Origin of the sequence: Streptomyces sp. KL2 (assembly GCF_046529545.1) — a bacterium.
GTDB lineage: Bacteria > Actinomycetota > Actinomycetes > Streptomycetales > Streptomycetaceae > Streptomyces > Streptomyces radiopugnans.
The window spans coordinates 1,849,125-1,866,742 of sequence record NZ_CP127170.1 but is presented as its reverse complement, the minus strand read 5'-3'; the positions used below and the strand labels follow the sequence as shown (position 1 = coordinate 1,866,742).

The following is a 17,618-nucleotide window of genomic DNA, read 5'->3' as shown; positions in this document are numbered from 1 at the left end:
CACGCCGGACGGCCCGGCCCGGATCATCTGGCGGCGCGCCGCCCGGCCGCGCCTGGTCCTCGCGCTCGGCCACGGTGCCGGGGGCGGCATCGAGGCGCGGGATCTGCGGGCCCTGGCGGACGCGCTGCCCGCGCACGGCGTCTCGGTCGCCCTGGTCGAGCAGCCCTGGCGGGTGGCGGGGAGGAAGCTGGCGCCCGCGCCCGGGAAGCTGGACGAGGGGTGGCGGGCGGTGTGGCCCGCTCTGGCGGGGGAAGGGCTGCCGGTCGTCTCCGGGGGGCGCAGCGCCGGGGCGCGCGTGGCATGCCGGACCGCCGCCGAGCTCGGGGCGCGCGCCGTGCTCGCGCTGGCCTTCCCGCTGCATCCTCCGGGGAAGCCGGAGCGGTCCCGGGCCGGTGAGCTGCTGGAGGCGGGGGTGCCGACCCTGGTCGTCCAGGGCGGGCGCGACCCCTTCGGGCGGCCCGGTGAGTTCCCCGAGGGCACGGAGGTCGTCGAGGTGCCCGGCGGCGACCACGGCTTCGCCGTGCCGAGGAGGGCGGCGCTCGGCCAGGAGGAGGCGCTCGGTGTGATCACCGGCGCGGTGCGCGAGTGGCTGGCGCGGGAATGATGCCCCGCGCGGGTGTGTTGTGCCGGTGCAGGAAACGTACGGACCGCACGCACGCGCGAGGAGAGGGAGTCCACCCGACATGGGTTCGATCGCATGCCCGTCCCGCCCTGTGGGTACCCGTGCCACAGCCGCCCAGGTGGACTGGGCGACACTGAGGCTCGCCGGACCCGTCGGGGAGGCCCCCTTCCGGACGGCGGAGAGGACGGACCGTCGTCTATTCTCCGGTTCGAATGGGTCCGGCAACGGACTCGAAGCCGCATCGGAGGAGGTGGGTCCGGTCGCCGCGACCGACGACGCTGCGCCCAGGGAACCCGTGGAGACGGACGCCGAACGGAACGCGCGCTTCGAACGGGACGCCCTCGCCTTCCTGGACCAGATGTACTCCGCCGCGCTGCGCATGACGCGCAACCCCGCGGACGCGGAGGACCTGGTGCAGGAGACGTACGCCAAGGCGTACGCGTCCTTCCACCAGTTCCGTGAGGGCACCAACCTCAAGGCGTGGCTGTACCGCATCCTCACCAACACCTTCATCAACTCGTACCGCAAGAAGCAGCGCGAACCGCAGCGCAGCGCGGCCGAGGAGATCGAGGACTGGCAGCTCGCCCGCGCCGAGTCGCACATGTCGACCGGGCTGCGCTCGGCCGAGTCGCAGGCGCTGGACCGGCTGCCCGACTCGGACGTGAAGGAGGCGCTCCAGGCCATCCCCGAGGAGTTCCGGATCGCGGTCTACCTCGCGGACGTCGAGGGGTTTGCGTACAAGGAGATCGCGGACATCATGGGGACACCCATCGGCACGGTGATGTCCCGTCTGCACCGCGGTCGCCGGCAGTTGCGCGGCATGCTGGAGGACTACGCCCGCGAGCGCGGGCTGGTCCCGGCGGGCGCGAACGGCGCCGCCGCGCCCGAGGAGTCGCACGACCGGAAAGGCTCGGGCTCATGAGTTGCGGAGAGCCGCACGAGACGGACTGCGCTGAGGTCCTGGACCACCTGTACGAGTACCTGGACCGCGAGATGCCCGACGGCGATCTGACGAAGTTCAGGGAGCACTTCGAGGAGTGCTCGCCGTGCCTGGAGAAGTACGGTCTGGAGCAGGCCGTGAAGAAGCTGGTCAAGCGGTGCTGCGGCCATGACGAGGTGCCCGGTGACCTGCGGTCCAAGGTGATGGGCCGCATCGAGGTGATCCGCGCCGGACAGGCCGTGCCGGAGCAGCCCGTGGCGGAGTCCGCGGCGGGCCGTCCCCGCACCGCTCCCCTCGCGAGCCCGGGCGGCGAGGCCGGCGAGGGCTGCGGGGAAACGGCCTGAGGGCCGCCGGTGCGCGGCCCGCGCCCCGCACCGGCCCCGCCCCGCCGCCCCGTGCCCCCGCCACATCACCCGAACGTGCTAATCCGCCCGGCTTCCGCCTGCCGTGACACGAGCGGCCGAAGGCCCTTGCGCGCCGCCGCGCCGGGCGTGCCCCCCTGCTGCCGACCGCTCACCGTCCCTACGACCGACGGGTAATGAGCGCGCACCCGGGTGGGCATGGTTGGATGCGAACCGGGAACCGCGGCTGGAAGAAGATCGCGGCACGGACACCGCGGCGGGGACCGCGGGAAGACGGCCGCGAGGACGGTCGGGAGCAGCAGGCGGGAGTCAGGCGGGAACATCGTGAGGATCTTCGGCAAGGCAAGGCACCGGCCCTCCGCCGACTGGCGGGTGGTCACCGACCGCGCGTTCACGCTCATCGGTGACGGACGCTACGAGGACGCCGGCACGCTGCTGACCCGTGCCGCCGATCTGGAGCCGTGGCTGTCGGAGTCCTGGTTCAATCTCGCGCTGCTGCACAAGTTCCGGCACGACTGGGAGCAGGCGCGCGCCGCCGGACTGCGCGCGGTCGCGCTCCTGGACCGGTCGGCCGGAGCGCCCGACTGGTGGAACGTGGGCATCGCGGCCACCGCGCTGCAGGACTGGGCCCTGGCCCGGCGCGCCTGGCAGGCGTACGGCCTGCGGGTGCCGGATGCGCCGGCCGCCGACCGCGCCGCCGGCGGCGCCCAGCTCCATGCCGGCCCGCCGGCCGGCATGGAGCTGGGCAGCGCCGCGGTGCGCCTGTCACCGGAGGGCGAGGCCGAGGTGGTGTGGGGACGGCGGCTGGACCCGGCCCGCATCGAGGTGCAGAACATCCCGCTGCCGTCCTCCGGGCGCCGCTGGGGCGAGGTGGTGCTGCACGACGGGGTCCCGCACGGCGAGCGGACCACCGCCGCGGGCCACGCCTATCCGGTCTTCGACGAGATAGAACTCTGGGCGCCCTCGCCGGTGCCCACCTGGGTGGTGCTGCTGGAGGCGGCGACCGAGGCGGACCGGGACGCGCTGGAGACGCTGGCGGCGGACGCGGGCTTCGCGGCCGAGGACTGGTCCTCGTCGGTGCGGCTGCTGTGCCGCTCCTGCTCGGAGAGCCGGATGCCCAGCGACGAGGGCGAGGGCGCACCCCGGCACGATCCGCACGACCACAGCGTGCCCGGACATCCGGGGCCGCTGGGGCACATGACGTCGGGGGAGCTGTGGGTGCCCGAGCGCGAGTGCGGTCTGGCGGCGCCGGCCTCCCTGGTGCGCGGGCTGCTGGACGGCTGGGTCGCCGACAGCCCCGACACCCGCGAGTGGCGGGACCTGGAAGAGGTCTGCTGAGACCGGCCGGCCGCACACGGAGCCGGTGGTCTGCCCGTACTCTGTACGGGTCGTGGTGGAGCACCGAGGAAGGCGTACGGCGAAGATGGCGGAGCACGAGACCGGGCAGCGGGTGGACGACGAGGGGTTCGTCGTCGACACGGAGGACTGCGAGGAGCGGGAGCGGGCCCACCGCGAGCGCGGCACCGCCCGTCCGATCACCGTCGTCGGCAACCCGGTGCTGCACAGGGAGTGCAGGGACGTCACCGAGTTCGACGGCGAACTGGCCAAGCTGATCGACGACATGTTCGCCAGTCAGCGCGCGGCGGAGGGCGTCGGCCTGGCCGCCAACCAGATCGGTGTCGACCTGAAGGTCTTCGTCTACGACTGCCCGGACGACGAGGGCGTGCGGCACGTCGGCGTCGTGTGCAACCCCGTGCTGGAGGAACTGCCCGCCGAGCGCCGGGTGCTGGACGACTCGGGCGAGGGCTGCCTGTCGGTGCCGGGCGCGTACGCCTCGCTCGCGCGCCCCGACTACGCCGTCGTGCGCGGGCAGGACGCCGAGGGCAGGCCGATCACGGTGCGGGGCACCGGGTACTTCGCGCGCTGCCTCCAGCACGAGACGGACCACCTCTACGGCCGCCTCTACATCGACCGCCTCTCCAAGCGCGAGCGCAAGGACGTCCTGCGGCAGATGGCCGAGAACACCCCGCGCTACGAGACGGTGCCCAACGACTGAGCGGTACTGAGCGGTTCGGCTTCGGCCTCCGGCCGATGGTGAACGGCGTGTGACGGTGGGCGGGCCTTCAGAGGCCCGCCCATTGGCATTTCCGGAAGCGTGTTGACGCGGGTAGATCTCCTCCGCCACTCTCGGAGGCCCCACTGTTCCGACACGGAGGCACCATGCTCAGAGGCACCGTCCGTCTCATCCTCAGTGTTGTCATGATCGCGGCAGCCGCACTGGTCGGCACGGTCACCACCGCGGGCACCGCCCACGCCGACGAGTGCTACACCTGGAACCGCACCCTCTCCCAGGGCATGTCCGGCTCGGACGTCGCCGAACTCCAGGTTCGCGTCTCCGGCTACCCCGGCTACGGCAGCGTGCTCGCCATCGACGGCTCCTACGGCCCGGCCACCGCCGCGGCCGTCAAGAGGTTCCAGGCGGCGTACGGCCTGTCGGCCGACGGCGTCGCCGGCCCGCAGACCTTCAGCAAGATCTACGCGCTCCAGGACGCCGACTGCACCCCGGCCCACTTCTCCTACGCCGAGCTGAACCAGTGCAACTCCACCTGGAGCGGCGGCGCGGTGAGCGCGGCGACGGCCAAGCGCAACGCCCTGATCTCCATGTGGAAGCTGGAGGCCATGCGCCACGCCCTGGGCGACGCGCCGATCCGGGTGACCAGCGGCTTCCGCTCCTACTCCTGCAACAGCGCGGTGGGCGGCGCCTCCAACAGCCGCCACCTCTACGGTGACGGCGTCGACCTCGGCGCCGGCTCGCACACCCTGTGCAGGATGGCGCAGCAGGCCCGCTACCACGGCTTCAACGGCATCCTCGGCCCGGGCTACCCCGGCCACAACGACCACACCCACGTCGACCACCGCTCCAGCCGCTACTGGTCGGCGCCCAGCTGCGGCATCTGAGCCCGTCCCCCACGGCACGACACGGTCCCACCCCCCACTGAAAGGTCCCCCATGAAGAAGTCACTGTGGCGTGCGGCGATCGGTGTCCCGGTGCTGTCGCTGGCGCTCCTGGCCCTGCCGGGTGCCGCCCAGGCCGCCCAGGCCGCCCCGGCCGCCCCGGCCGCGGCGGCCCCGGGCGGGGTGTCCGCCCAGGCTCCCGCGGCGGCCCTGGTCACCAAGCTGACGCACTCCCAGGCGACCAGCCGCTTCCGGGCGGCGGGCATCACCTGGTCCTCCAGCGGCGGCTGCTCGGACCGCTACAACTCCACCTGCACATCGTTCGAGCAGATCAACCTGGCCACGGTGCAGGGGGCGGAGACGCTCAAGAGCGCCAGCGGCTGCGCCCTCAACGTCACGGGCGGCACGGAGACCGGCCACGCGAGCGGGACGTACAGCCACTGGAACGGCTACAAGCTGGACTACAGCCTCTCCACCTGCCTGAACAACTACATCACCAGCCGCTTCACCTACATCGGCGGCAGCAAGTACCAGTCGGGCTCGGGGAACGTCTACTACCGCGAGAGCAACCACTGGGACGTGACGTACTACAACTGCGGCGGCTGCTGACGGGCCACCGCTCCCCCCATCCGCGTGTTCCCGGGCCCGCGCGGGCCCGGGAACACGCGCGTCCGCGGAGTGGAGGGCTCGGAAGCGCCCTCGGAAGCGCCGTCAGAAGTCGTTGTCGAAGGAGACCGAGCCCTCCACCGCGACCTGGTAGGCCGAGGCGCGGCGCTCGAAGAAGTTGGTCAGCTCCTGGACGTTCTGCAGCTCCATGAACGGGAACGGGTTGCCGGCGCCGTAGCGGGCGGGGAAGCCCAGCCGGACCAGCCGCTGGTCCGCCACGCACCGCAGGTACTCGCGCATCGACTCGGTGTTCATCCCCGGCAGGCCCTCGCCGCACAGGTCGCGGGCGAACTGCAGCTCGGCCTCGACGGCCTCCTCCAGCATCTCCTCGACCTGCCGCCGCAACTCGTCGTCGAACAGCTCCGGCTCCTCCCGGCGTACGGTGTCGACCACGTCGAAGGCGAACGACATGTGCATCGACTCGTCGCGGAAGACCCAGTTGGTGCCGGTGGCCAGGCCGTGCAGCAGACCGCGCGAGCGGAACCAGTAGACGTAGGCGAAGGCGCCGTAGAAGAACAGGCCCTCGATGCACGCCGCGAAGCAGATCAGGTTCAGCAGGAACCGGCGGCGGTCGGCCCGGCCCTCCAGCCGGTCGATCCTCTCCACCTCGTCGATCCACCTGAAGCAGAACCCGGCCTTCTCGCGGATGGAGGGGATGTTCTCCACGGCGGCGAAGGCGGCGGCGCGGTCGTCGGGATCGGGGAGGTAGGTGTCCAGCAGGGTCAGGTAGAACTGGACGTGCACGGCCTCCTCGAAGAGCTGCCGGCTGAGGTAGAGCCGGGCTTCGGGGGAGTTGATGTGCTTGTAGAGGGTCAGCACCAGGTTGTTGGCCACGATCGAGTCGCCGGTGGCGAAGAACGCGACCAGCCGTCCGATCAGGTGCCGCTCGCCCGGCGAGAGCTTCGCGAGGTCGGCCACGTCGGAGTGGAGGTCCACCTCCTCCACGGTCCAGGTGTTCCTGATCGCGTCGCGGTAGCGCTCGTAGAAGGCCGGGTAGCGCATCGGGCGCAGGGTGAGCTCGAAGCCCGGATCCAGCAGGTTCCGGGGGCGGGTGGTGGTCACTGGCATGCCTCGCAGGACTCGGGGTTCTCCAGGGAGCAGGCGGCCGCTCCGGGGTCCGGTGCCGCCTGTGCGGGTGCGGCGGCCCGGGCCGCCCGCGCGATACGGGTCGCGGGGCGCGAGCGCAGGTAGTACGTGGTCTTCAGGCCGCGCTTCCAGGCGTAGGCGTACATCGAACTGAGCCGGCCGATGGTCGGCGACGCCATGAACAGGTTGAGCGACTGGCTCTGGTCCAGGAACGGGGTGCGGTCGGCCGCCATGTCGATCAGGGCGCGCTGCGGGATCTCCCAGGCCGTGCGGTACAGCGCGCGGACGTCCTCCGGGATCCAGGACAGCTCCGCCACCGAGCCGTTCGACTCGCGCAGCGCCTCGCGGGTCCGCTCGTCCCACAGGCCCAGCCGCTTGAGGTCCGCCACCAGGTGGGAGTTCACCTGGAGGAACTCACCGCTGAGCGTCTCGCGCTTGAAGAGGTTGGAGACCTGGGGCTCGACGCACTCGTGGACGCCCGCGATCGAGGCGATGGTCGCGGTCGGGGCGACGGCCAGCAGCAGGGAGTTGCGCAGGCCCGTGGCGGCGATCCGCTCCCGCAGCGCGGCCCAGCGCTCCGGCCAGGTGATCTCCGCGTCCGGATAGTGGTCGGGGTGGAGCACCCCGCGGGCGGCACGGGTCGCGGACCAGGCCGGGTGCGGGCCGTGGCGCTCGGCGAGGTCCGCGGACGCCTCGTAGGCGGCGAGCATGATCCGCTCGGAGATCCGGGTGGACAGCCGCCGCGCCCCGGGGGAGTCGAAGGGCAGGCGCAGCCGGAAGAAGACGTCCTGCAGGCCCATCAGCCCCAGACCCACCGGGCGCCAGCGGGAGTTGGAGGCGGCGGCCTGCCCGGTGGGGTAGTGGTTGACGTCCACCACGCGGTCGAGGAAGAGCACGGCGGTGCGGACGGTGGCGTCCAGCCGCTCCCAGTCCAGCTCCTCGCCGGGGCGCGGTTCCCCGTCGGCGCCGGTGCGCAGGTGGGCCGCGAGGTTGACCGAACCCAGGTTGCACACGGCCGTCTCGCCGTCGTCGGTGACCTCCAGGATCTCGGTGCAGAGGTTGGAGGAGTGGACGACGTTGCCCGGCTCGGCGGTCTGGTTGGCCGTGCGGTTGGAGGTGTCCTTGAACGTCATCCAGCCGTTGCCGGTCTGGGCGAGGGTGCGCATCATCCGGGCGTAGACGGTGCGGGCCGGGAGCGTCCTCACCGCCAGTCCGGCCGTCTCCGCGCGGCGGTAGGCGGCGTCGAACTCCTCGCCCCACAGGTCGACCAGCTCGGGGACGTCGGAGGGGGAGAACAGCGACCAGTCGGCGTCCGCCTCGACCCGGCGCATGAACTCGTCCGGGATCCAGTGGGCGATGTTGAGGTTGTGGGTGCGGCGGGCGTCCTCGCCGGTGTTGTCGCGCAGTTCGAGGAACTCCTCGATGTCCGCGTGCCAGGTCTCCAGGTAGACGCAGGCCGCGCCCTTGCGCCGGCCGCCCTGGTTGACGGCCGCGACCGAGGCGTCCAGGGTCTTGAGGAACGGCACGATGCCGCCGGAGTGGCCGTTGGTGCCGCGGATGAGCGACCCCCGTGAACGGATCCGCGAGAAGGACAGCCCGATGCCGCCGGCGTGCTTCGACAGGCGCGCGACCTGGTGGTACCGCTCGTAGAGCGAGTCCAGCTCGTCCCGGGGGGAGTCCAGCAGGTAGCAGGACGACATCTGGGGGTGCCGGGTGCCGGAGTTGAACAGGGTGGGGGAGGAGGGGAGGTAGGAGAGGGTGCTGGTGAGCCGGTACAGCTCGGCCACCTCCTCCAGCGCGCGCCCGGAGGACCCGTCGGCCAGTCCGCAGGCCACGCGCAGCAGGAAGTGCTGGGGCGTCTCGATCACATCGCGGGTCGCCGGGTGGCGCAGCAGGTAGCGGGAGTGGAGCGTACGCAGTCCGAAGTAGCCGAAGCGGTCGTCGGCTCCTCCGGCGACGGCCTCCTCGGCCAGCGCGTCGAGCCGCTCCGCGTGCCCGGCGACGAACGCGGCCGTGCGGTCGGAGATCAGTCCCAGGCGGTGGCCGGCAGCGACCGACGCCGGGAACGACACCGCCCCCTGGCCGGCCGCCTCCCGGCGGATCGCCTGGGCGAGCAGCCGCGCCGCGAGCCGCGAGTACTCGGGCTCCTCGGCGATGAGGCCGGCCGCGGCCTCGGCCGCCAGGGACCGCAACCGGGCCTCGTCCGCGCCGGGGTGGCGCCCGCGCAGCGCGGCGGCGGCGACCCGGCCGGGGTCGGTGGCGGGCAGGTCGGCGGCGAGTTCGGTCAGGGTGCGCAGCAGCGCGGTGCCGGGGTGGTCGTCCCCCGCCGCGGGGGCCGTGACGGGCTCCGCTGATGAGATGGTCACTTCGGTGCTCTCCCTCGTGGGCCGGCGGCCCCGGGGGCGGGTGCGACAGGCGCTTACGGGCGCACCCGGCCGTAAGGGGGCGCACCGCACGCGTCCGCCGGCCCAACCCACGAGACCCGGACGTGACTGAACACCGTCGGCAGGTGATCGGACTCGCGGCGGGCCGCGGCCCGTGCGGACGACATGGGGGCGCCCCGTCGCACACCGTTGCGGGACAGCTCCGGACTCACACCGGATTCCCCTGCGGCGACAGCGAGATGAGCATACATCTTGTGCCGCTTCGGTCCAGCACCCCTACATGTTGTGTTGAGGGGTGTCCGGGTGATGGACGCGGGGAATCCGCTGACGGTCCGCGGGGGCCCCTTGCGGGCCGGGGAGGGCGGCGACGGTGCTCCGCTCCGCCCTCTCCGGCGGGGATCTCCGCGCACTCGCCGCCGTGCACCGCGAAGGTGACGGTGCCCAGCCCCCCGCCGTCGGCGCCCTCGTCCGCGCCGGAGCCGACGGGTCCCGCGGCCACCAGCGGCTCGGTGTGCCCGGCCCGGTGCCGGGCGTCGCGCAGCACGGCGGGGCAGGGGCCCCGCGGACGGTGGCGCAACGGCTTCTCACCGGTGGCGGTCTTCGCCCTTCCCGGTCCCCGGGCGCCCCCGCCCCTCCCCGCGTTCCGCACCGCGCCGCGCCGCCCGCTCGCGCCGCACCAGTACGTACGCCACGGACGTCAGCACGGCGCAGACGGGCACCCAGAGCATCTGGTACCAGTAGAAGAAGGGCATCCCGGCGAGCGTCGGCTCCGTCCTGGCGTACGAGCCGACCCACAGCATCGCGACGAAGGGAGCGAGCAGGCAGAGACCGATCACCACGCGCGCCGGTGTGACGAGCGGGAGGGGCCCGGAGTTCTCCGGTGGTGCGGGCATCGCTGCGCTCCATCCTCGAGATCGCCGTGGACGCGTCGGGGAATCCGGGCCGACGGCCCGCCCCGTGTCACCGGTGCCGCGGATGCCGGCCGGGCGGAGGAGCGGCCCGCCTCCCCGGCCCCCGCCTTCCCGGCCCCCGGCTCACCGCCCCCGGCCGGGGCGCTGGAGGCGGGCGACGAACTTGTAGCGGTCACCGCGGTAGACCGAGCGCACCCACTCCACCGGCTCGCCCTCGGTGTCGCGCGAGTGCCGGGAGAGCATCAGCATCGGCAGTCCGACGTCCGTGCCCAGCAGGCCCGCCTCGCGCGGGGTGGCCAGGGAGGTCTCGATGGTCTCCTCCGCCTCGGCGAGGTGGACGTCGTACACCTCGGCCAGGGCCGTGTAGAGGGAGGAGTGCTTCACCAGGCTGCGGCGCAGGGCCGGGAAGCGCTTCTGCGACAGGTGCGTGGTCTCGATGGCCATCGGCTCACCGCTGGCCAGCCGCAACCGCTCGATCCGCAGGACGCGGTCCCCCGAGGGGATGTCCAGCAGCCCGGCGAGCCGGTCGTCGGCGGTGACGTAGCCGATGTCCAGCAACTGGGAGGTGGGCTCCAGGCCCTGGGCTCGCATGTCCTCGGTGTAGGAGGTGAGTTGGAGCGCCTGGGCGACCTTGGGCTTGGCCACGAAGGTGCCCTTGCCCTGGATGCGCTCCAGCCGTCCCTCGACCACCAGTTCCTGGAGCGCCTGGCGCACTGTGGTGCGGGAGGTGTCGAACTCGCCGGCGAGCGTGCGCTCCGGTGGGACCGGGGTGCCCGGGGGCATCGTCTCGGTCATCTCCAGCAGATGGCGCTTGAGCCGGTAGTACTTGGGCACGCGCGCGGTGCGCCCGGCGGCGCCGCCCCCGGCGGAGCGGGCGCCCGCGCCGGCAGCGGTGTTCGTGGCCCCGTCGCTCTCCATCGCGCGCCTTCCCGACTCGTGTCGTGACTTCTCCAGTGCCGTCACCGGCTTCCTCCGTACGTAGCGGATCACATCGTGGCACGGCAGCCGTCCCGGGGGGCGTCCCGGCTCAGATGTCGGTCCGGTAACGGATGCGACCGCGAGCTTTATACACCGTTGACAGCGATATAGGTCTAGGCCAAGCTGCGGGCACTGGTCTAAACCACTACGGCCGGCCCAGCCCCACGGGCAGTACTCGTCGCACGCCGGCGCATCCCGCGCCGCCGCGCACACGAGGTACGGCAGAAGCGGCCATCCGGCGGGAGCGGAGATCCCGAGCGGTGGGCGGGGGATTTCCGGCATCCCGAAGGAGAAGCACGTGAAGCGCAAGCTCGTAGCGGCGATCGGCGCCGCGGCGATGACGACCGGTCTCGTCGCCTGCGGCGGGGGCGGCGAGGACAACTCCTCCAAGGATCCCAAGGAGCGGAACGAGACGCTCACCGTCTGGCTGATGAACGACGCCCAGAGCACCTGGCCCGAACTGGTCAAGGACGTCAACGCCCAGTTCAAGAAGAAGTACCCGAAGGTCAAGGTCAAGGTCCAGTACCAGCAGTGGGGCGACAAGGCCAAGAAGCTCGACGCGGCGCTGGGCGGTGACAAGTTCCCCGACGTGGTCGAGCTCGGCAACACCGAGACCATGACCTACATCCTCAACGGGGCCCTCGCCGAGATCGACCCGGAGCAGTACGACAACTCCGACACCTGGATCCAGGGCCTGAAGGACACCTGCTCCTTCGATGGCAAGCTCTACTGCGTCCCCTACTACGCCGGGGCGCGCGTCGCGATCTTCAACCAGGAGATGTTCGACAAGGGCGCGGGGACCAAGGAACTGCCGCAGACCGAGGACGAGCTGAAGAAGGCGCTGGACGAGGTCGCGAAGGAGTACGGCGACGACAAGGCCTTCTCCCCCCTCTACCTGCCCGGCCGCTACTGGTACGCCGCCATGTCCTACGTCGCCGCGTACGGCGGGCAGATAGCCGAGTACGACGAGGGCAAGGGCGAGTGGAAGGCCACCCTGAGCAGCCCCGAGGCGCGCAAGGGCATCCAGCACTTCATCGACCTGGTCAAGGAGTACAACAACGGCGACCGGACCAAGGACGAGCAGGACCACGCCAATGTGATGGCCAACGAGAAGGCCGCGCTGATCTACGGCAACGGGTGGGAGGCCGGCGGCGTCGTCGAGGGCGAGAACGGCAACCCGGAGCTGGAGGGCAAGATCGCCACCGCCGGAATGCCCGGCCCGAACGGCGAGGCACTGCCGTCCTTCATCGGCGGTTCCGACCTCGCGGTGATCCAGAAGTCCGAGGTCCAGGACCTGGCCAAGGACTGGGTCTCGATGTTCACCAGCGAGAAGTCGATGGAGGTCCTGGCCTCCAAGAACATCCTGCCGAACAACACCAAGCAGCTCGAACCGCTGAAGGAGAAGCCCGAGACCGCCCCGATCGCCAACGCGGTCCCGGACGCCTGGTTCACCCCGATCGCCCCCGGCTGGACCGCGATCGAGAGCCAGAACGTGCTGGAGAACATGCTGCTGGAGGTCCTCAAGGGCACCTCGGTGGCCGACGCCACCGAGAAGGCCGACGCGAAGATCGACGAGCTGATCAACAACGAGGCCTGAGAACGCGCCGGAGGGCTCCCGACCCCGGGCCTTCCGGCACGTGCCGCGGGGGGCGGAGGACGCTCCCGCGTCCTCCGCCCCGCACCTTCGGTGAAGAGAACGAACGGAAGGCCAGCACCGTGACCGCCGCCGACACCAAAGCCGCCGACCCGCCGGCGGCCGTACCGCACCGTTCCGGGCCGAGGCCGCCCCGGCCCCCCCACTCCTCCTCCCGTCCGTCGAAGCCCCGGCCGCGAGGCGGCCGCGGCGGAGGCGCGAAGCTTCCGTACCTGCTGATCGCCCCGGCGATCGTCGCGGTCGGCGCCGTCTTCGCCTATCCGCTGGTGAAGACGGTGGTCATGTCCTTCCAGGACATGCGCCGCGCGCACCTGTGGGGCGGCACCACCCCGCCGTGGGTGGGCTTCGAGCAGTTCTCCAACATCCTGGGCGATCCCCACTTCTGGTCGGTCACCGTCCGCACCGTGCTGTTCATGGTGGTCTGCGTGACGGCGACCATGGGGCTGGGACTGGGGCTGGCCCTGCTGATGCAGCGCCTGTCCACCTGGGTGCGGCTGCTGCTGACCGGGGCCCTGGTGGCCGCCTGGTCGATGCCGCTGCTGGTGGCCACCTCGATCTTCCGCTGGCTGTCGGACTCCGACTACGGCGTGGTCAACAACCTGCTGAGCAGACTGCCCGGAGCGGACTTCCAGGGCCACAACTGGTTCCTCGAACCCTGGCAGGGCTTCACCGTCATCGGCGCGGTGGTCGTGTGGGGGGCGATCCCGTTCGTGGTGATCACCCTGTACGCCGCGCTCACCCAGGTGCCCGCGGAACTGGAGGAGGCGGCCCGGCTCGACGGCGCCAACGCCCTCGGGGTCTTCCGCCACGTGGTCTTCCCGGTGATCAAGCCGGTCTTCCAGATGGTGACCACCCTCTCGGTGATCTGGGACTTCAACGTCTTCGGCCAGATCTTCCTGATGCGCGCCAACAAGCCGGAGCCCGAGTACGAGCTGCTGGGCCTGTACTCGTTCAGCAAGGCGTTCGAGAGCGCCTCGTTCAGCCAGGGCACGGCGATCGCGCTCATCACCGTGCTGCTGCTCTCCGGCGTGGCCGTGTACTACCTGCGTCAGCTGATGAAGACAGGAGAGGTCGAGTGAGCACCTCCACCCCGCCCGCCACCACGCCCGTGGCGGCTCCCGAGGCGGCCACCGGCGACGACTCGGCGTACGAGCTGCGTCCGGACCGCAAGCGCAGCCGCCTGCTGTACGACGTGCTGGGCCTGTGCGCCTTCGCGGTGATGGCCTTCCCGGTCTACTGGCTGGTCCTCAGCGCCTTCCGGCCCAACCGCGAGATCCGCAGCTACGACCAGACGCTGTGGCCCTCCTCCTTCACCCTCGACAACTTCGTCCGCGCCACCGAGTCCCCGAACTTCTGGACCGCCATCCAGAGCAGTCTGATCATCTGCGGCACCTCGGTGGCCGGCGCCATCTTCATCGGCACCATCGCGGCGTTCGCCATCGGCCGCTTCGACTTCTACGGCCGCAAGCCGTTCATGACGGTCCTCATCCTCGTCCAGCTGCTGCCGCCGACCGCGATGCTCATCCCCATCTACATCCAGCTCAACAACCTGGGCGCGCTCAACGAGTACTGGGGCGTGATCGTCGTCTACACGGTCTCGGTGCTGCCCTTCGCCACCTGGATGATCCGCGGCTTCGTGATCAACGTGCCCAAGGAGCTGGAGGAGGCCGCGATGGTGGACGGCTGCACCCGGATGGGCGCCTTCTGGCGGGTCATCTTCCCGCTGGTCGCCCCGGGTCTCGCGGCGGCGTCCATCTTCGCCCTGGTGACCGCGTGGAACGAGTACCTGTTCGCGTACATCCTGCTGCAGGACAACGACAAGTACACGCTCAACGTGTGGCTGATGAACTTCACCACCGACCGCGGCACGGACTACGGCGCCCTGATGGCGGGCTCCGTCCTCATCGCACTCCCCGTGGTGATCTTCTTCATGCTCCTCCAGAAGAAGATGGCCACGGGCCTCACCTCCGGCGCAGTGAAGGGATGACGTCGCTCCCATGACGACTCTCACCGGCACCACCGGCAGCACCCTGGTGCGCAACGCCCTGGCCGTCCTCCAGCCGGGCTTCACCGGCACCACCGCGCCCGGCTGGCTGCTGCGCCGGCTGGACGAGGGGCTCGCCGCGGTGGGCCTGTTCGGCCGCAACATCACATCTCCCGCGCAGCTGGCCGCGCTCACCGCCCAGCTGCGCGGTGTCCGCCCCGACGTACTGGTGGCCATCGACGAGGAGGGCGGCGACGTCACCCGGCTGGAGGCGCGCACGGGGTCGTCCTTCCCCGGCAACCACGCCCTGGGCACGGTCGACGACACCGCGCTGACCCGTGCCGTCGCCCGTGAACTGGGGCGCAGGCTCGCCGAGTGCGGGGTCAACCTCAACTGGGCGCCCTCGGCCGACGTCAACTCCAACCCCGACAACCCGGTCATCGGCGTCCGCTCCTTCGGCTCCGCACCGGACCTGGTGGCCCGGCACACCGCCGCCTGGGTCGAGGGGCTGCAGTCCGCCGGAGTCGCCGCCTGCACCAAGCACTTCCCCGGGCACGGCGACACCAGCGTGGACTCCCACCACGCCCTGCCGCGCATCGACGCCGACCTGGCCACCCTGGAGAGGCGCGAACTGGTCCCCTTCCGGGCGGCGGTCGCCGCGGGCAGCAAGTGCGTGATGAGCGCGCACATCCTGCTGCCCGCCCTGGACCCGGCGCTTCCGGGGACGCTCAGCCCCGCCGCCCTGACCGGCCTGCTGCGCGCGCCCCGGAGCGAGGGCGGGCTCGGCTTCGAGGGCCTGATCGTCACCGACGGCATGGAGATGCGGGCCATCGCGGGGACCTACGGCATCGAGCGCGGCAGCGTCCTGGCCGTCGCCGCGGGCGCGGACGCCCTCTGCGTCGGCGGGGGACTGGCCGACGAGGAGACCGTGCTGCGCCTGCGCGACGCCCTGGTGCGCGCCGTGGTCGAGGGCGAGCTGTCCGAGGAACGGCTCGCCGACGCGGCCGACCGGGTCCGCGCCCTGGCCCGCTGGACCGCCGAGGCGTCCGCCCGCGCCGGGGAGGCGACACCCGCCGATCCCCGGGTCGGGCTGGAGGCCGCCCGCCGCGCGCTGAAGGTCACCGTCCGGCGGGACCACACGCCCCTGACCGGGCCGCCGTACGTCGCCGCCTTCACACCCGTGGCCAACATCGCCGTCGGCGACGAGACGCCCTGGGGCCTCGCCGCCGAACTGGCGGAACTGCTCCCGGGCACCGCGACCGGCTCCTGGAACCGCGAGCGGGCCGAACGGGCGGGGCGGGGCGGACCGGCCGCACAGGTGCTGGAGGAGGCGGCCGGCCGTAGGATCGTCGCAGTGGTACGCGACGTCCACCGGCATCCCTGGATGGCGGACGCCCTGGACGCCCTGCTCACCGCCCGGCCGGACACGGTCGTGGTCGAGATGGGCCTGCCCCAGGCACCGCCTTCCGGAGCACTCCACATCGCGACCCACGGCGCCGCCCGCGTCTGCGGACGGGCCGCCGCGGAGGTCATCGCCGGCCGGGGAACCGACGGCTGAGCTCCGTGGACCGTACGCACCACAGACAACGGGAGGCCCCCAGCATGTCCGCCACGACCCCGGCCGCGACCCCCGCACCGCACGGCGAGCGGCCGGGCCGGATCATGTCCGGCGAGATGGCCGAGCAGCCCGCCGTGCTCCGGCGGATCCTCGACGAGGGCGCGCCCGGGATCCGCGAGACCGCCGAACGCATCGCGGCGCGCGGACCCCGCTTCGTGCTGCTCACCGCGCGCGGCACCTCCGACAACGCCGCCCTCTACGCGAAGTACCTGCTGGAGATCCGGCTGGGCAAGCCCTGCGGCCTCACCTCCATGTCCACCACCACCGCCTACGAGGCCCGGCAGGACCTCACCGACTGCCTGGTCATCGCGGTCAGCCAGTCCGGCGGCTCCCCCGACCTGGTCGCCTCCACCCGGGCGGCGCGCGAGGCGGGAGCCGTCACCCTGGCGGTGACCAACAACCCCGGCTCCCCGCTGGCCGAGGCCGCCGAGTTCCACATCGACATCCTGGCCGGCCCGGAGAGGGCGCTGCCCGCGACCAAGACCTACACCGCCGAACTGCTGTCCCTGTACCTCCTGGTCGAGGGCCTGCGGGCCGCCGGCGGTGCCGGGGGCGACGGGGGTGCCGGGGGCATCGCGGGCGGCGCCTTCGGCAGCGCGGCCAAGGCGCTGCCCGATCTCGCCGAGTCGATCCTGGCCCGCCGGGACGAGGTCAGGCGGCTGGCCGCCCGCTACCGCTTCGCCGAGCGCATGGTCATCACCTCCCGCGGCTACGGCTACCCGACGGCCAAGGAGGCGGCGCTGAAGCTGATGGAGACCAGTTACGTCCCCGCCCTGTCCTACTCCGGCGCCGACCTGCTGCACGGCCCGCTGGCGATGGTCGACAACGTCTCCCCGGTGATCGCCATCGTCACCGACGGCAGGGGCGGCCAGGCGCTCCAGCCCGTCCTCGACCGGCTGAAGGACCGCGGCGCCGACCTCGTCGTCATCGGCCCCGAGCGGCAGGTGGCCGAGGCCTCCGCCGGCTTCGTCCTGCCGACCGGGGACGTGCCCGAGGAACTCCAGCCGATCCTGGAGATCCTCCCGCTGCAGATGCTGGCCTACGAGGTGACCATCGCCCGCGGCCAGGACCCGGACGCCCCCCGCGCCCTGGCGAAGGTCACCGAGACCCGCTGACCGCACCTTCCCCGGCCGGATCCCGCCTTTCCCTTCCCCGCGGGGTCCGGCCGCTCGCGCGTTCGCCTTCCGTATGCGCGCAGCGGAGCCGGGCGGGAGCGACCAGGAGACGGCGGGGGTGACGGGATGCCCCGGGAGGCTCTGGGAGACCCGTGGAACACCCGCGGGCCGCGGCGCCGGGACGGGACCCTCAACCCGTCCGGCACCGCAGCCCGGAGCGATCGGAGACCAGGCACAGTCAGGGCAGAGAGCGCCCGGTCTCGTTCCACCCTCCTGTGCGGGGAGGGCAGAAGCCTGCCGCCATTGTGGACCGGGTCTCCGACCCGTGTCCACGCCTTGAACG

The 17,618-nt window shown here is 72.1% G+C and carries 16 protein-coding genes and 1 riboswitch; of the genes, 12 read left to right on the top strand and 4 right to left on the bottom strand.

The window, feature by feature from the left end:
• Positions 1 to 22 precede the first annotated feature (22 nt).
• The 7 genes from QPK52_RS08315 (at position 23) to QPK52_RS08285 (ending at position 5,488) form a co-directional block, all read left to right on the top strand.
• Positions 23 to 604 (top strand): alpha/beta family hydrolase, encoded by a 582-nt coding sequence (locus QPK52_RS08315; RefSeq protein WP_410540257.1) that lies wholly within the window; start codon positions 23 to 25, stop codon positions 602 to 604.
• Positions 605 to 872: 268 nt separating this feature from the next.
• Positions 873 to 1,544: a sigma-70 family RNA polymerase sigma factor gene (locus QPK52_RS08310; protein ID WP_165869470.1), complete on the top strand. Its 672-nt coding sequence runs from the start codon at positions 873 to 875 to the stop codon at positions 1,542 to 1,544.
• The gene (gene rsrA / locus QPK52_RS08305; protein ID WP_410536544.1) at positions 1,541 to 1,906 is read left to right on the top strand and encodes a mycothiol system anti-sigma-R factor; all 366 of its coding nucleotides are present in this window, start codon (positions 1,541 to 1,543) and stop codon (positions 1,904 to 1,906) included. The genes QPK52_RS08310 and rsrA overlap by 4 nt, the downstream gene beginning before the upstream one ends.
• A gap of 342 nt (positions 1,907 to 2,248) precedes the next feature.
• Positions 2,249 to 3,262, top strand: coding sequence for a tetratricopeptide repeat protein (locus QPK52_RS08300; protein WP_410536543.1), 1,014 nt, complete (start codon positions 2,249 to 2,251; stop codon positions 3,260 to 3,262).
• A gap of 85 nt (positions 3,263 to 3,347) precedes the next feature.
• Positions 3,348 to 3,980: a peptide deformylase gene (def, locus tag QPK52_RS08295; protein ID WP_410536542.1), complete on the top strand. Its 633-nt coding sequence runs from the start codon at positions 3,348 to 3,350 to the stop codon at positions 3,978 to 3,980.
• 164 nt (positions 3,981 to 4,144) lie between these two features.
• Positions 4,145 to 4,882 carry a D-Ala-D-Ala carboxypeptidase family metallohydrolase gene (locus QPK52_RS08290; protein WP_410536541.1) on the top strand — a complete coding sequence of 246 codons (738 nt, stop codon included), beginning with the start codon at positions 4,145 to 4,147 and terminating at the stop codon, positions 4,880 to 4,882.
• A gap of 51 nt (positions 4,883 to 4,933) precedes the next feature.
• On the top strand, positions 4,934 to 5,488 hold the full coding sequence (locus QPK52_RS08285; RefSeq protein ID WP_410536540.1) for a hypothetical protein: 555 nt from the start codon (positions 4,934 to 4,936) through the stop codon (positions 5,486 to 5,488).
• Positions 5,489 to 5,590: 102 nt separating this feature from the next.
• Here QPK52_RS08285 and QPK52_RS08280 read toward each other — a convergent pair whose 3' ends face one another.
• The 4 genes from QPK52_RS08280 to QPK52_RS08265 all read right to left on the bottom strand — a co-directional run bounded on the left by QPK52_RS08280 (position 5,591) and on the right by QPK52_RS08265 (position 10,844).
• The gene (locus tag QPK52_RS08280) at positions 5,591 to 6,613 is read right to left on the bottom strand and encodes a ribonucleotide-diphosphate reductase subunit beta (RefSeq protein ID WP_410536538.1); all 1,023 of its coding nucleotides are present in this window, start codon (positions 6,611 to 6,613) and stop codon (positions 5,591 to 5,593) included.
• The gene (locus tag QPK52_RS08275; RefSeq protein ID WP_410536537.1) at positions 6,604 to 8,997 is read right to left on the bottom strand and encodes a ribonucleoside-diphosphate reductase subunit alpha; all 2,394 of its coding nucleotides are present in this window, start codon (positions 8,995 to 8,997) and stop codon (positions 6,604 to 6,606) included. Before QPK52_RS08275 ends, QPK52_RS08280 begins: the two co-directional genes overlap by 10 nt.
• A 120-nt stretch (positions 8,998 to 9,117) precedes the next feature.
• A riboswitch (cobalamin riboswitch) is annotated at positions 9,118 to 9,302 on the bottom strand.
• 297 nt (positions 9,303 to 9,599) lie between these two features.
• Positions 9,600 to 9,908 carry a DUF3311 domain-containing protein gene (locus QPK52_RS08270; RefSeq protein ID WP_410536535.1) on the bottom strand — a complete coding sequence of 103 codons (309 nt, stop codon included), beginning with the start codon at positions 9,906 to 9,908 and terminating at the stop codon, positions 9,600 to 9,602.
• Between the two features lie 141 nt (positions 9,909 to 10,049).
• On the bottom strand, positions 10,050 to 10,844 hold the full coding sequence (locus QPK52_RS08265) for a GntR family transcriptional regulator (protein ID WP_410540256.1): 795 nt from the start codon (positions 10,842 to 10,844) through the stop codon (positions 10,050 to 10,052).
• 358 nt (positions 10,845 to 11,202) lie between these two features.
• Here QPK52_RS08265 and QPK52_RS08260 point away from each other — a divergent pair, with 358 nt between their 5' ends.
• From QPK52_RS08260 to QPK52_RS08240, 5 genes are all read left to right on the top strand, one after another.
• Complete coding sequence (locus QPK52_RS08260; protein WP_410536533.1) at positions 11,203 to 12,501, top strand: extracellular solute-binding protein; 1,299 nt, start codon at positions 11,203 to 11,205, stop codon at positions 12,499 to 12,501.
• A gap of 119 nt (positions 12,502 to 12,620) precedes the next feature.
• A complete protein-coding gene (locus QPK52_RS08255; RefSeq protein WP_410536531.1) occupies positions 12,621 to 13,637 on the top strand; it encodes a carbohydrate ABC transporter permease in 1,017 nt (338 codons plus the stop codon).
• Between the two features lie 29 nt (positions 13,638 to 13,666).
• Positions 13,667 to 14,545, top strand: a complete 879-nt coding sequence (locus tag QPK52_RS08250) for a carbohydrate ABC transporter permease (RefSeq protein WP_410540255.1) — start codon at positions 13,667 to 13,669, stop codon at positions 14,543 to 14,545.
• Positions 14,546 to 14,555: 10 nt separating this feature from the next.
• A complete protein-coding gene (locus tag QPK52_RS08245; RefSeq protein WP_410536530.1) occupies positions 14,556 to 16,100 on the top strand; it encodes a glycoside hydrolase family 3 protein in 1,545 nt (514 codons plus the stop codon).
• A gap of 44 nt (positions 16,101 to 16,144) precedes the next feature.
• The gene (locus QPK52_RS08240) at positions 16,145 to 17,275 is read left to right on the top strand and encodes an SIS domain-containing protein (RefSeq protein ID WP_410536528.1); all 1,131 of its coding nucleotides are present in this window, start codon (positions 16,145 to 16,147) and stop codon (positions 17,273 to 17,275) included.
• Positions 17,276 to 17,618: the final 343 nt, after the last annotated feature.